Source organism: Psychrobacter sp. AOP22-C1-C5, from assembly GCF_052378885.1.
In the GTDB taxonomy this organism is placed as follows: domain Bacteria; phylum Pseudomonadota; class Gammaproteobacteria; order Pseudomonadales; family Moraxellaceae; genus Psychrobacter.
In genome coordinates this window covers 25,565-40,978 of the sequence record NZ_JBQSYC010000001.1, presented here as the reverse complement: position 1 = coordinate 40,978, position 15,414 = coordinate 25,565, and the positions used below count along the sequence as shown (strand labels likewise).

The following is a 15,414-nucleotide window of genomic DNA, read 5'->3' as shown; positions in this document are numbered from 1 at the left end:
TTTGGGTTTTTTGTGGGTTTACATTTTATTGCTTTTGCAAAAAATGGCCCTATATAGTATTCAATACAAACAGAATGATAAGTACAATTATCAAAAAGAGAGACTTATGAATACTCAAGTATCTGAACAACAAGACGCGCAAAGAGAAGCGGCCGAGCAAGCGGCTATTGAAAAACGTCGCGAGCGTTTGAAAAGCGAATCTTTACGAATCATTGAGATTGCAAATAACGAATCAAACTCTGCCCTTAAATGTATCCATCAACTGAGTGTAGCAGGAGGTGCGACAGAAGCGACTTATATTGCTATTGAGCAGCGTATAGTTGCAGATCAAGATCCGGCGGGCGCTTATCATTTGGCACTATTGGCACAAAGCACGCCTGATTTACCAGTTGATGCACGTCAGCTTATCGAACTGGTAGTCAATAAAGGCGACAACCAGCAACGTTTGGCATTGCTCAAAAACTTACCGCTACCACCAGTAGATATCATTAAAGATCAGATTTTGGTCAGTGATGATAGTGAGGCTATTGGTCAGATGAATGCGTATCTGCAAATCAATCCAGAAGGCTATGGTAGTCATCATATGCTGACTAGTGGTCAATCAGATCAGGTCGTCCCTCTGAGTCGAGGTAATGGTAATAATTTGAATTAATCAAAACTATTCAATCTTAGCCAAACCATTCTTATAGTTTGGCTTTTTTTAGCAGTTAATTTCAACAGTTTTTGTTCTAACGTTTTTTAAGCGACAAAAAATTGTTATAATTGCCGGTTATCTATTTAAGTTTTAACAACTTATATCATCCGTTTTTAAAATACGATTGGCGCTCATCGTTTATGCGACAAGTTTATTCTAAACAATAACTTGTTGCCGAAAGTATCGTCATTCAAGTGAGGCATGCATGCAATATCCAAAAAATTACGACGTGGTAGTGATCGGTGGTGGTCATGCTGGCACAGAAGCTGCTTTGGCAGCCGCACGGATGGGCGCGCAGACCTTGCTATTAACACATAATATTGAAACGCTTGGACAGATGAGCTGTAATCCGGCAATTGGTGGTATCGGTAAATCACACCTAGTGCGTGAAATTGACGCGTTGGGTGGAGCAATGGCGCTCGCGACAGACAAAGCAGGTATTCAATTTCGAGTATTGAACAGTCGCAAGGGGGCGGCAGTGCGAGCGACTCGTGCCCAAGCGGATCGTATTCTTTACAAAGCGGCGATTCGTCATACGCTTGAAAACCAGTCAAATCTTGATATATTTCAGCAAGCCGCTGATGACATCTTGGTAGAGAATGGTCGAGCTACCGCAGTTGTGACCTCGACTGGGATTATCTTTAAGACCGAAACGGTTGTACTGACCTCAGGAACTTTCTTAGGTGGCGTAATTCATATCGGTCTTGAGAATTCAAATGGCGGACGCGCAGGAGATCAGCCTTCTATTAAGCTTGCTGACCGTTTGCGTGAGCTAAAGCTGCCAGTTGGGCGCCTAAAGACAGGTACACCAGCTCGTATCGATGCACGAAGCGTTGACTTTAGCGTCATGACGGTACAGCCAGGTGACACGCCGCTACCAGTGATGAGCTATATGGGAGATGTTTCTATGCATCCTGAGCAGGTCAACTGCTATATCACTCATACCAATGCACGCACGCATGATATTATTCGTGAAAACCTTGATCGTTCACCGATGTTCTCGGGCAAGATAGAAGGGATTGGCCCACGTTATTGCCCGTCTATCGAAGATAAGATCCACCGTTTTGCTGATAAAGACAGCCATCAGATATTTATCGAGCCAGAAGGCTTAACCACGCATGAGCTGTATCCAAATGGTATTTCAACCAGTTTGCCGTTTGATGTGCAGTTGGAGTTCATCCATAGTATGAAAGGGTTGGAGAATGCACATATTACTCGTCCAGGGTATGCGATTGAGTATGATTATTTTGATCCACAGAACCTAAAGCCTACGCTTGAGACCAAATCTATCGATCGCTTATACTTTGCTGGTCAAATTAATGGTACGACAGGCTATGAAGAAGCTGGCGTACAAGGATTGCTAGCAGGTACAAATGCGGCACTAGTCACACGTGAGAATAGTGAGTTTGAAACATGGACACCGCGCCGCGATGAGGCTTATCTTGGCGTTCTTGTTGATGACCTGATTACTCACGGTACCAATGAGCCGTATCGTATGTTTACCAGTCGCGCAGAATATCGTCTATTGCTACGCGAAGACAATGCGGATCAACGCTTAACTGAGACTGGCCGTAAGCTTGGTTTGGTGGATGATGTGCGCTGGCAAGCCTATCAAGAAAAAATGGAAGCCATCGCCACAGAATCTTCACGTCTAAAAGACCTATGGGCAACGCCGACCAATGCATTGGGTCAGCAAGTAGCTGAACAAACAGGTGAGGTGCTGTCAAAAGAATCGACTGCTTATGATTTGTTAAAACGTCCGCAAATTCACTTTGCCGACATCGCTGCTATCACTGAATCAAAAGTTGATACATTGGTAGGTGAACAGATAGAAATCTCTGTTAAGTACGCAGGTTATATCGATCGTCAGCAAGAAGAGATCGATCAGATGAAACGTTTAGAAAATACGGCGTTGCCAATAGACTTTGATTATAGTGCAGTATCTGGATTATCAAATGAGATTGTGCAAAAGCTGACACAAGTACGTCCTGCGACTCTTGCTCAAGCTGGACGCGTGAGTGGCGTGACGCCTGCCGCTATACAGTTGCTAGCGATGACTGTTAAAAAACAGAAAAAAGTAGCAGCGGCATTGAATTTGTCATAAGAATGGTTAGAAAATATATTATAAGAGCTCGTAGCGATGTTTCGTTATGAGCTTTTTTTATGTCTGGGTTCTTAACAATTTAGAGACAACTTAAGTAGGCTTCATTCTGTTTTGCTGGAAGATAGTAGGTAGAATAAGGAAGCTAGAGATAATAATGCCAACTTATTACAGATGAGGAGCACTTTTATGCCTTATGAAAAGTTATCAGATCTACCCGACGCTGTAAAAGATAATTTGCCAAAACACGCACAAGAGATATTTCAAGCAGCTTTTAACAGTGCCAGTAAGCAGTATGAGGAGGAGTCGCGCTGGTTTGCAACCGCTTGGACAGCCGTTGAAAACGTTTATGAGAAAAATTCTGACGATAAATGGGTAAAAAAGCCAGATCATAAGTAGTGAGGTGTTATCATCCTTGTTCTGAGCTAAAAACGATCCGTCCTAATTATTAAAATTGACCTAAAACAAGCAGGTTGTCACGGCTTAAAGCATGAGGCTGTGAGAACACTGCTGATCCGAGTTTATCTATGATTGAAGCCATTATTTTTGCCATTACGATTGTACTACCCAACCTTGCTTTGATGGGGTTGGGTTTTTTTATGCAACGACGCGGTCAAGCCAGTCAGAGTTTTATTGACCAGTCATCAAATTTTGTCTTCAATTATTGCTTGCCTTGTTTGCTATTTTTCAGTGTGGCCGACAGTAACGTTGATTATGCTAAGCAAATCACGCTGATAGGTGTTGGTATCCTTGTCACCTTTACTCTATTTATTGGTGCAGAAATTTACGCTAAATACTTTATTAGCAAACCTGCTGATCAAGGAGTGTTCGTACAAGGTATTTTTCGTAGCAACATGGCTATTATAGGTTTGGCCACTGTTTATAATGCTTACGGAGATGCAGGTTTAAGTATTGGCGCGGTTTATATGGGTGTAGTCACCATATTGTTTAATATTTTGGCCGTGATTACTCTGAGCCGTGTGTCTAAAAAAGTAGGCGATACGTGGAGCAGTCGCATCATCATGGTATTCAAAAAACTGAGTACCAATCCTCTCATCTTGGCATTGTTGGCGGCATTTGCCTACAAGGCGCTTGGATTACCACCAATCACAGGCGTTATTCACGTCACAGGTGATTTGCTGGCAGCAGTCGCCCTACCATTAGCACTGATTTGTGCAGGCGCTAGTATTGATTTGAAATCCATGCTGCGTCTGTCAGGGTTGTCCATGCAAGCCAGTATCGGGCGTATCATTGTTGCGCCATTGGTGGCCATTGCTATTGGATTGGCGTTTGGTTTATCAGGTGTACACATGGGTGTGCTATTTTTGATGGTAGCCTCGCCAGCCGCCGCCGCCAGTTATGTAATGGCAAAAGCCATGGGTGGCAACGATGTGCTTGCGGCAAATATCTTAGCTTTTACCACGGTAGTAGGTATGTTCGGAATGGCATTTGGCGCTGCGATACTACGAGCTTTAGGGCTTATGTAGTACCCTATACGCTCTAATAAAAAGTAGGACAAATAAAAAGCCCTTTTCCAATTGGATAAAAGGGCTTTTTATTGTTTAAATTGACTACTTCAGATTGTCTTGATTGCGTCTGTTTTCTCGGCGTTGTTTGCGTTTAGGGCTAGTACGATACGTGAGGTATGCAAAAACAGCCATGACAATAATAAACGCGACAATGTACAAAAATATTGATGAACCAATGAAGCTTGAGGTTTCCATGACCTTTTTCTCGTTATAGTTTATCAATAATTATGCAATTGCTAGTCATGCTTGTAAAGTAAACAAGTTTAGCTCAGATGTAAGTTCAAGTGAACGCAAACGTGCGGCCTGATCGTATATATTTGCCGTAACAATTAACTCGTCAGGCTCATATGTTGCCATAAATGCTTCAAGTTTGGGTTTAACCGTTTCAACAGAACCGATAAATGATACTGACAATGCATTATCTACCATCATTTTTTCTGCTTGACTCCAGATACTGTCCATATCATGAGTAGGCTTTGGCATTTGGCCTGTTTCACCACGGCGCAAGCGTACAAAGCTTTGCTGAGCTGAGGTAAAGTGATAATGGGCAGTGGCATCGTCATCAGCAAGTAATAGGTTAGCAGCCAGCATCACATAAGGCTTGTCTAAATAGGCTGACGGTCTGAACTGCTCACGATAAGCGGTAATTGCTTGAGCAAGCATTTGCGGAGCAAAGTGAGAGGCAAACACATACGGCAATCCTAAGTGTGCCGCTAAAGTAGCGCCAAACAGCGAAGAGCCTAAGATCCAAACAGGAATGTTTGATTTTGCTCCAGGAAATGCCTGTACAGGGCTATTGTCTGTAGTATTACCTAAAAAGTACATCAACTCTTGTACATCTTGAGGGAAACGCTCCGCATCTTTCATTTGTCGACGGAGTGCCTGAAACGTGGCACCGTCTGTACCAGGAGCGCGGCCCAAACCCAAATCTACACGGTCGCCATACAGCGCATGTAACGTACCGAATTGCTCAGCAATAACGAGTGGCGCGTGGTTTGGCAGCATAACGCCACCTGCACCGATACGTATGCGCTTGGTTTGGCTACCAATATGCGATAAAAGCACTGAGGTTGCTGCACTGGCAATACCTGGCATATTATGATGCTCCGCCATCCAATATCGGTTTAAACCGACTTTTTCTGCTTGTTGTGCTGTCTCAACGGTTTGAGCAATGCCTTCAGAGATTGTTTTGCCTTCAGGAACGGGGGCTAAATCTAGAAAAGATAATGGGATTGTGTGATTCATAAAATATCCAATAAAGTCATTAATTATTTTCTCTTGATATGCTTATAGTCGGCATCGATTTCAAGCCGCGTTACTGAGTGGTAATAAATCATAACAAACAAGCGTGAGTTACTTTTGGATACTCTAATAGATAGATAAGACCGATACTAATTGTTGCCATTATAAAAAAAGCAGGTGACATTGGTCACCTGCTTTTTTTATAAAAATATTTTGTTTTATAAAGCACCCCGTCTTAGAAAAATAATATATTTAAGACGGGGTAAGGTTAATAAAACAAAAGATCAGTCTATAAGTTGCTTTTATTTACTTAGCAAGTTTATAAGCCACGACATAATCACCGATCTTCGTACCTACTGAACCATGTCCACCAGCTACTAACACTACCATTTGCTCGCCTTTAGAGTTTAGGTATGTCATAGGAGTGGCTTGACCACCTGCTGGGATACGAACATTCCATAACACATCGCCATTTTTCAAATCATAAGCGCGGAAGTTGTTCTCAGTAGCGGCAGACAAGAACGCTAAGCCGCCTTTGGTGATGATAGGTCCGCCGATGCCAGGAACACCCAGCTCAAATTTAACTGGAATAGGAGATAGATCTTGAACCGTACCATTTTTACGTTGATAGGCAATCTCACCTGTCGCTAGGTCGGCACCTGCTATCGTGCCCCATGGTGGCTGCTGACACGGTATGCCTAAAGGTGATAAAAAGGGTCCAAGTTCTACAGCGTAATCTGCGCCTTCATTAGCGTTCACACCCTGTTCACCTTTATTGGTTTCGGCCTCACCAAGATTGTCCCTAGGAATAAGTTTTGATTTAAATGCCAAATAAGTAGGCATACCAAACATCACGCCATTCTCAGGATCGACGGCAATGCCTCCCCAGTTAAAGGTACCAAAGTTGCCAGGATAGACCAAACTGCCGTTAGTTGATGGTGGTGTGTAACGGCCATCATAGTTAAGTTTGTTAAAATCAATACGGCACATCATTTGATCAATAAGGCTTCCACCCCACATGTCTTTTTCAGTCAAAGGTGCAGGCTCAAAGCTTAAACCAGAGTAAGGCTGAGTGGGTGCTGCATGTTCGCCCTCTATCAAATAACCTTGCGGTGCTGGGCGTTCTTTAATTGGGACAATAGGTTCGCCTGTTGCCCGATTTAACACATACACATCGCCCTGCTTAGTAGGAACAACAAGGGCAGGCTGGACGCCACTAGCGGTATTTAAATCAATCAAACTTGGTTGGGCTGGTGTGTCCATGTCCCAAAGGTCATGGTGAACAAACTGTTGAACCCAGCGCGCTTCACCTGTATTAATGTCTAAAGCAACAACGGACGTCGCATATTTTTCTTCAGCTGCGTTTCGATAGCTACCTAGCTGATCGGGCGTACGATTGCCCATAGGGAAGTACACCAAACCAAGTTCTTCATCAGCACTGGCGATCGCCCATGAATTTGGAGAGCTGGTTTTGTAGGTTTGAGTTGGATCATTGACATCAAAAGGCGCTGTGTTATCAGGATCGCCTGAATCCCAGTTCCACAAGAGCTCACCAGTATTAACGTTATAAGCACGGATGACGCCTGATGGAGAGTTGACATCGTAGTTGTCATTGACGGCACCAGCCACAACAATAGTGTCACCTACTACAATAGGTGGCGACGTCGAGTAATAGTAGCCATCTTGTTTGAATGGCATATTGTGCATCAAATCTAATGCACCATCTTCACCAAAATTCTGACAGCGTTGTCCTGTGTTTGGATCGAGTGCATACAGTTTGGCATCAGAAGTCGGAATGAATATCTTGGCATCACACTGAGTCGACGCATTTTCAAATGTATTTCCAGCGATTTTCTGGACAATTGATGTATTGCTTGGTGCAGTGCTAGCTACTGTTGTTTCACTAGAGGTATTATTGCTAGTCGTCGCTTGACCAGCGTAGTAAGACACGCCTCGGCAAGTTTGATGCTGACGTTGTAGATTTTTTCCTACTTTAGGATCAAATTTCCACAAAGTCTCACCAGAGTCTGCATCCAATGCCAACGCCCAGTTGTGCGGCGTACACATATATAACGCATTGCCAATCTTTAAAGGAGTGGCCTGATAAGTGGTTTCACCAACATCATTAGGGCCTTTCATATCGCCCGTTTGAATTTGCCATGCCAATTCTAAGTCTTTGACATTACTGGTGTTAATTTGACTAAGAGGAGAATAGCGTTGGCCATAATCTGTACGACCATACGCGCTCCACTCACCTTCAGGTGTTGATGATCCATTTGATAGTGGGTCACCAAGATTGGCAGAGGTGCCAGCTGATGTTGCATCTTGATCAGCATCATCTTTGGCAGCTAAATTGAGTTCGCCTAGCTTATCGGTGGCATTATTGGCCAAGCTGCCAAAAGAAAGCAGAGCACCAACACCAACGGTTGCAAGCAAACCCCAATAGTAAATTGGGTTTCTTGTATTTTTTTCAGAGGTTTCGATAGTAGTAGTCTGAGAGGTAGCACCTGTCAGTACTCGGGTTTTTTGGCCTAGCATCTTATTAGATACCCACGGCAATAGCATCAACAGACCAAATATGAGAGGGAAGCCAACACGAGGTGCTAGAGCCCACCAATAAAATCCAGATTCCCAAAGCGCCCAAATGACAGTAATAACGATAAAAATCGCGTAAAGCCCATAAGCGCTCCAATGCCTTTTAAAAAGCAAAAATGCAGTGGCAAGCATCGCAATGCCAGCAAAGAGATAATAAGGACTACCGCCTAGAGAGAGCAGATAAGCGCCGCCGAGAAGCAAAGGGGCGGCAAAAATAGCCATAATGATCGCTACGAATTTTTCCATGAGCGGTACCGCCTGTTCATATAAAAACAAATGGACATGCAGTGATCGACACCCAGCAAAAATGAGGCGCCCATCAATACATGCATAAATAACAAATAAATCAAACGTCGAATGATGTTTGAGACTTTATTTTATCATTTATACATAAGCTCGGTAAAGGTAGCGAAAGTTAGAATCAGTATCAATGGCTCAGTAATTAGAGTCTAATTAGCAAATTGCTTTTGGCAAAGTTCCATAAAGGCGCGACCGTACTGACGGATTTCTGCATCATCACGTACTGCCATCCAACTGGTAAAGCGCCCAAAATGATCGACAGGAATGGCTGTTAAGTTTTGATAATGGCTCGGCTCAAAAGCCATTTCGGCAATGATACCGATGCCCAAGCCAAGACCAACGTAGGTACTAATCACGTCAGCATCGAGTGCTGCTAATACGATGTCAGGCTCTAAACCTGCGTCTTCAAACGTTTTGTCAATCGCGCCGCGTCCCGTAAAACCACCATGATAGGTCACGATGGGATAGCTGGCAAGTGTAGGTAAGTCAACAGACTCTTGATTGGCAAGTTCATGGTCGCTTGGCACAATAACGCGATGCGTCCAGTCATAATAACGGTAGCATCTGAGATAGTTATTGTGGAGTAAGGACTCAGTTGCAATGCCAATGTCCGCTTGTCCACGAATCACCATCTGCGCGATAGTCTCAGGATCTGCCTGTTGTAGGATCAAATTGACCTTGGGAAAACGTGCCTTAAACTCTTTTACGACTTGTGGCAACACATAGCGTGCCTGCGTGTGAGTGGTGGCAATGGTGAGCGTACCGATGTTTGGATTGTTAAAATCAAGGCTCAAGTTTTCAATGGTACGAATCTCTGCAAAGATAGATTCGATGTGCGGCATGAGCGCTGTGCCCATGGTCGTAAGGCCAGTCAGTCTTTTGCCCTGACGAATGAATACTTCTGTTTTGAGTTGATTTTCGAGCGCAGCAATGTGCTTCGATAGGCTTGATTGACTGGTATGCAATACCGTCGCTGCCTGACTTAAGTTATAGCCATTAATCACCGTATGCCATACCGTCTCCAACTGCTTAAGTTGAATCTGTAAATGCCGCTGATTGACCACTACGTCGATTGCCATAACTTAATCCTATTGGGTAAATATACAAACCCTGTCTGTATACATAAAACAAAAACGTACAAAAATGCCGTGATAGCGTAGTGTAAAACAAAGCTATTATTCTTGTATATAATAAATAGCTATCAATTTATGATTATTAGGAATATAGGTATTTTAATCTAGGAAAAAATTCATTCTAAGCTAAAGTAAACTTTTAGCATTAAACAAAAAAACAGCTATCTTTTAAAAGACAGCTGTTTGTTAAATCGTTGATTCAAACACTATTGGTTAGCTTAACCACAAAGGCTATTAAATAGCATCGAAACGATCGGCATTCATTACCTTGTTCCAAGCACGGACGAAATCATGAACGAATTTTTCTAGATTATCATCCTGTGCGTATAGCTCAGCATAAGCACGTAAAATAGAGTTAGAACCAAACACCAAGTCCACACGGCTTGCTTGCCACTTCGTTTTGCCTGTACCGCGTTCGCGTACTTCATAAGTGGTAGCGGTATTACGTGCGTCATCGCTGGTCTTTAGCGGATGCCAAGTATAGCTCATGTCCGTTAAATTCACGAAAAAGTCATTGGTAAGCACGCCTGCGCGTTCAGTAAAGACACCATGTTGGCTTTGACCATAGTTGGTATCTAAAACACGCATACCACCGATGAGTACGACCATCTCAGGTGCCGTCAGTCCCATTAACTGGCTACGATCAAGAAGCATTTCTTCAGGAGATACCGCGTAATCGTGTTTAACCCAATTACGGTAACCATCATGTAAAGGCTCCAAATCTGAGAATGAGACATCATCCGTCATGTCCTCAGCAGCATCACCGCGTCCTGCTTTGAATGGTACGGTGACCTCTACGCCTGCATCGATGGCTGCTTGCTCAATAGCGGCATTACCAGCCAATACAATAAGATCAGCTAAACTAACGTCTTTATCAAACTCAGCCTGAATACGTGTCAAGGTTTCAAGCACGCGTTGTAGCTGTTCTGGTTCGTTGGCAACCCAGTCTTTTTGCGGTGACAAACGAATGCGAGCGCCGTTGGCACCGCCGCGATAGTCAGAGGCGCGGAACGTACGAGCGCTGTCCCATGCAGTAATGATCAATTCACGGCGGCTAAGTTCACTGTTCAGTATCTGTGATTTTAGCGTTGAAATATCGTCAGCCGTCAAGTCAGCGTTGCCTGTTGGAATAGGGTCTTGCCATACAAAGTCCTCGCTTGGTACGTCTGCACCCAAATAGCGAGACTTAGGCCCTAAATCACGGTGCGTCAATTTGAACCAAGCTTTGGCAAATACTTCATCGAAGTACTCTGGCTCACGATGGAATCGCTCTGAAATCTTACGATAAATAGGGTCTTTGATCAATGCCATATCGGCATCCGTCATAATTGGGTTACGGCGGACACTTGGGTCGTGTGCGTCCAACGGGCGATCTTCTTCTTTAATATCAGTCGGCTCCCACTGCCAAGCACCGGCTGGACTTTTGGTTAATGCCCAGTTATGACCTAAAAGTAGCTCAAAGTAACCATGATCCCACTGAGTTGGGTTGGTGGTCCATGCGCCTTCAATACCACTGGTGACAGTATCACCTGCGTTGCCGTTGCCCTTTGGATTGCGCCAGCCTAAGCCTTGCTCTTTTACGTCAGCGGCTTCTGGCTCATCTTCTAATATCGTGGCATCACCATTACCATGACATTTACCCACCGTATGACCGCCTGCCGTCAATGCCACGGTTTCTTCATCATTCATAGACATACGGCCAAAAGTAGTACGCATATCTTGAGCAGTTCTTACAGGATCAGGATTACCATCGACACCTTCAGGATTGACATAGATCAAGCCCATCTGTACCGCTGCTAGTGGGTTTTCGAGTGACGCGCGGTCTTCATCGCTTTCATAACGGTTTTCGGTAGGAGCAAGCCATTCGCGCTCAGAACCCCAGTAGATGTCTTTTTCTGGATGCCAGATATCTGCACGGCCACCTGCGAATCCCAAGGTTTTAAAGCCCATCGACTCGTAAGCCATGTTACCTGCCAAAATCATCAAATCTGCCCAAGAGAGCTTATTACCATATTTTTTCTTAATAGGCCAAAGTAGACGGCGAGCCTTGTCTAAGTTGACGTTATCAGGCCAGCTATTAAGCGGAGCAAAGCGTTGGTTGCCAGTGTTAGAGCCGCCGCGACCATCAGCGTTACGGTAAGTACCTGCTGAGTGCCACGCCATACGAATCATGAGACCACCGTAATGACCCCAATCTGCTGGCCACCACTCTTGAGATTCGGTCATTAGGTTTTTTAGATCTTGTTTTACGGCTTCTAAATCTAACTGCTTGAACGCTTCAGCATAGTCAAAATCTTCACCCATTGGGTTTGTTTTTTGATCGTGCTGATGCAAGATATCTAGGTTTAGGCTGTTTGGCCACCAGTCGGTTGCCGCTGAAGCATGAGTGGTATGTGCTTGGTGCACAACAGGGCAGCCGCCCATACTAGGACGCTTTGGTGCGTGTGTGTTATCGATGTTTTCACTATGAATCGTTGGACCTTGATCGTCACCTTGGTCATAGGTGGTGTTGGTTGGCGCGTCAGGTTTATTGCCTGCGTGATTCACAGGACAGCCAGCATTTTGCGCTGCATTCTTATCAGTTGATGTATTGTTTGAGTCGGACATGGTATGGCTCCTAGGCTACGTAGTTTAAAGGTCACTGATTATTTATAGACAAAGCATAACCAAACTCTATGCATTTATAAAACCAATTTATAAAAACAATAAGTTTTAAATAACAAATCATAGGCAGGCTTCATTCATGAAAATCTGCATGTATTACTCCGGTTGCTACAAACGATAAGTTAATGCAAAAATATCTAGTCAAGGTAGAGGTTCTCAAGTACCATAACTGAATTTTGTGTTAATGCGCATGTTGGTGCAACGTTGAGCAATTTTTATCGATCCTTGTGAACGATAAATACTTATAATGATTGATAAAAATTGTGCACAGTTGTGTTCTCCGTTTCAAGTGTTGGTGAGTTACTATGTCTGCTGTTAAATCTGCGCCGCCTAATGAGCCAGTTGTCAAAAAATCGTGGGGAGAGGCTGCGAAGGCTTACTTAGATCCACGTGTGATCGTCATGTTGTTTTTGGGCTTTGCAGCGGGTATTCCCATACTGCTCATTTTTTCAAGCTTATCATTGTGGCTGCGTGAAGCTGGGATTGATCGTAGTGTCGTAACCACGTTCAGCTGGGCAGCTCTTGGTTATTCATTCAAATTTATTTGGGCGCCATTGATTGACGCGTTGCCTGTGCCTTTTTTGACCAAATGGTTGGGGCGCCGTCGCAGTTGGATGGTAGTGTCGCAGTTGCTTATTGTGCTGGCTATTTTTTTGATGGCGAGTGTCAATCCGGTGCGTGAAGATGTATTAGTCTACATGGCAGGCGCCGCAGTGCTGCTTGGCTTTTCATCAGCCACACAAGATATTGTAATCGATGCCTACCGCATTGAGCTTGCACCACCTTCTATGCAGTCGATATTGTCTTCTATTTATGTGTCAGGCTATCGCATCGGTATGATTGTTGCGGGGGCAGGGGCATTATATTTAGCAGATTTCTTTGGCTCAAATGAGACGTTTTATAGCTATGAAGCATGGCGAAACACTTATTACATCATGGCAGGTGTCATGACGCTGGGCGTGTTAACCACATTTGCAAGCTATGAGCCCACAGCTGAGACGTTACAAAACACGAAGCAAGAGCGAAATCTAAAAGTATTTCTTATTTATTCGGCTTTATTGCTAATACCAGGGTTGCTCTTGAGTGCCATTTATTTAATCAATATTTTGGTGAACAAGGTATTTGATAGCACGTTAGCATTCATACCCCTAATGGCTATGCCAAGTATCAAGTTTTACTTTTTAGCATTGGTGGCTTGTGCGCCTTTGCTGCTCATTTATTTCATGATCAATCAACCTAAGATTATCAACAAAGCGCCATTGGTTGCTGAAACGCGCGAAGACTATGTCAGATTGGTATTGCTATTTGTGTTTTCAGTCTTCGCTTTTATCGCTGCTTATATAATTATGGGGCAGTTTTTACCAGTGGTTGAAGGTGCTTTTACCGCCTTCTTTATAGAAGCTTTCCATTTACTCAGCTGCCTAGGGGTTGCGCTGTTAACAGGATATGCGTTGGTGCAAGTAGGATTGGTCAAAAAAGAGGTGGCCATGGCAACGTGGATCGAGCCTATTTTGGACTTTTTTAGACGCTATGGTAAAAAAGCATTGCTATTACTGGCACTAATCGGCTTGTACCGTATTTCAGACATCGTGGCAGGCGTGATTTCCAATGTCTTTTATCAAGACATGGGTTTTAGTAAAACAGACATTGCCAATGCTGTGAAGCTCGTAGGTGTGATCATGGCGATTGCAGGCGGGTTTTTAGGTGGACTGTTGGCCCAGCGCTTCCGCATTATGCATGCCATGATGATCGGCGCAATTCTTGCTTGTGCGACCAATTTATTGTTTGTGATTTTGACCTACAATCCAGGTAGTTTGCCAATTATGTACATGGCAGTTATCTTTGATAACCTAGCGGCAGGACTCGCTAGTGCTGTATTTATTGCCTTTTTATCTGCTTTGACCTCCATTCGCTTTACCGCTGTACAGTACGCTATTTTTTCTTCATTAATGACGTTAATTCCTAAAGTAATGGGTGGATATTCTGGTGCCGTCGTAGATAATATGGGTTATCCATTCTTCTTTATTTTTACTTTTGCAATCGGTCTTCCAATTTTGGTACTCATCTATTATGTTGATAAATACATCGTCATTGGCGATAACGATGATATTTATGGCGACGATGATGGTGATATTGGTAATAAGTTGACCAAAGCCAATCCAAATTTGGGCGATACCAAAGAGCCACCACGTGCATCAGAGTAGCGTGCATTAATTATGTGACATTTTTTATTCCATATCGTATTTTAAGAGTTATCTATGACAGCATTGACCATTCGTCAAATTAAGACTCAGATTCAGCAAATGACGAATGAGGAGGCAATCAGTCCGCTGCCATCGTTTTGGATAACGGATTGGTTGCTACATGTCATCAATAAGTCGGCACTATTTTTAATTACCGATGAAAGCTATGAACTGACAGAAGATGAGCAAAAGCAGTTCAATGCTGGTGTGGTTAAGATGAAGCAAGGTACGCCATTAGCCTATTTAACAGGTCAGCAAGCCTTTTGGTCGCTGAACTTTATGGTCAATGAGCATACTTTGATTCCCAGACCGGACACTGAGATTTTAATTGAGCAAGTGTTGAACTGGATAAGTGATCAGCCAACGCAGACACATGGTAAGCGTCTGCTTGATTTGGGCACAGGCTCTGGCTGTATTGCCATCAGTCTTGCGTATGAACTCAAAAAAGACAATTGGCAAGTGGTTGCCGTTGATTTGTCGTCAGAGGCGCTGAACGTAGCGCAGCATAATGCAGTGCTCAATGAAGTGACCAATATCGAGTTTGTACAAAGCAGTTGGTATGACAAGCTCTCCACTCAAGACACACCCTTATTTGATATCATCGTATCCAACCCCCCTTATATAGATGAAGCCGACGAACATTTGACGCGCTTGGTAGCAGAACCAATCAGTGCATTAAGTGCGCCCAATCATGGTTTGGCCGATATCGAACACATTGTCCAGCAAGCAACGCACTATTTATGCAAAGGTGGGCTTTTGGCTATTGAACACGGTTACGATCAAGGTCGCGCTGTCCGCCAACTGTTTTTGGATAATGGCTTTGGGTCAGTAAGTACGGTACAGGATTATGGCGGCAATGATCGCGTGACGCTTGGTCAAGGTTGCTAGTCAGATTGCTTTTATAATCGATACT

Annotated in this window: 10 protein-coding genes; 6 read left to right on the top strand and 4 right to left on the bottom strand. The window is 43.8% G+C overall.

Translation table 11 applies throughout. The annotated features are described in order from the left end of the window. The first annotated feature begins 106 nt into the window (after positions 1-106). The 4 genes from ACT3TH_RS00170 (at position 107) to ACT3TH_RS00155 (ending at position 4,282) form a co-directional block, all read left to right on the top strand. Positions 107-652 carry a hypothetical protein gene (locus ACT3TH_RS00170; RefSeq protein WP_444753841.1) on the top strand — a complete coding sequence of 182 codons (546 nt, stop codon included), beginning with the start codon at positions 107-109 and terminating at the stop codon, positions 650-652. Positions 653-899: 247 nt separating this feature from the next. Further along, positions 900-2,798, top strand: a complete 1,899-nt coding sequence (gene mnmG, locus ACT3TH_RS00165; protein WP_444753840.1) for a tRNA uridine-5-carboxymethylaminomethyl(34) synthesis enzyme MnmG — start codon at positions 900-902, stop codon at positions 2,796-2,798. A gap of 186 nt (positions 2,799-2,984) precedes the next feature. Then, positions 2,985-3,194: a ChaB family protein gene (locus tag ACT3TH_RS00160; RefSeq protein WP_444753839.1), complete on the top strand. Its 210-nt coding sequence runs from the start codon at positions 2,985-2,987 to the stop codon at positions 3,192-3,194. Positions 3,195-3,322: 128 nt separating this feature from the next. Next, the gene (locus tag ACT3TH_RS00155; RefSeq protein WP_062844380.1) at positions 3,323-4,282 is read left to right on the top strand and encodes an AEC family transporter; all 960 of its coding nucleotides are present in this window, start codon (positions 3,323-3,325) and stop codon (positions 4,280-4,282) included. A 282-nt stretch (positions 4,283-4,564) separates the two neighbouring features. On the opposite strand, the gene ACT3TH_RS00150 is transcribed toward ACT3TH_RS00155, so the two are convergent. The 4 genes from ACT3TH_RS00150 to katG all read right to left on the bottom strand — a co-directional run bounded on the left by ACT3TH_RS00150 (position 4,565) and on the right by katG (position 12,018). Beyond that, positions 4,565-5,569, bottom strand: coding sequence for an LLM class flavin-dependent oxidoreductase (locus ACT3TH_RS00150; protein ID WP_444753838.1), 1,005 nt, complete (start codon positions 5,567-5,569; stop codon positions 4,565-4,567). Between the two features lie 303 nt (positions 5,570-5,872). Beyond that, entirely contained in the window at positions 5,873-8,407 is a 2,535-nt protein-coding gene (locus tag ACT3TH_RS00145) for a glucose/quinate/shikimate family membrane-bound PQQ-dependent dehydrogenase (protein WP_444753837.1), read from the bottom strand. Between the two features lie 203 nt (positions 8,408-8,610). Beyond that, on the bottom strand, positions 8,611-9,540 hold the full coding sequence (locus ACT3TH_RS00140; RefSeq protein WP_444753836.1) for a LysR substrate-binding domain-containing protein: 930 nt from the start codon (positions 9,538-9,540) through the stop codon (positions 8,611-8,613). A 288-nt stretch (positions 9,541-9,828) separates the two neighbouring features. After that, entirely contained in the window at positions 9,829-12,018 is a 2,190-nt protein-coding gene (gene katG, locus ACT3TH_RS00135) for a catalase/peroxidase HPI (RefSeq protein WP_444754257.1), read from the bottom strand. Between the two features lie 545 nt (positions 12,019-12,563). Between katG and ACT3TH_RS00130 the strand changes: the two genes are divergently transcribed. Both ACT3TH_RS00130 and prmC read left to right on the top strand, forming a co-directional pair. Beyond that, positions 12,564-14,462 (top strand): AmpG family muropeptide MFS transporter, encoded by a 1,899-nt coding sequence (locus ACT3TH_RS00130; RefSeq protein ID WP_444753835.1) that lies wholly within the window; start codon positions 12,564-12,566, stop codon positions 14,460-14,462. A gap of 54 nt (positions 14,463-14,516) precedes the next feature. Then, positions 14,517-15,389, top strand: a complete 873-nt coding sequence (gene prmC / locus ACT3TH_RS00125) for a peptide chain release factor N(5)-glutamine methyltransferase (RefSeq protein ID WP_444753834.1) — start codon at positions 14,517-14,519, stop codon at positions 15,387-15,389. Positions 15,390-15,414: the final 25 nt, after the last annotated feature.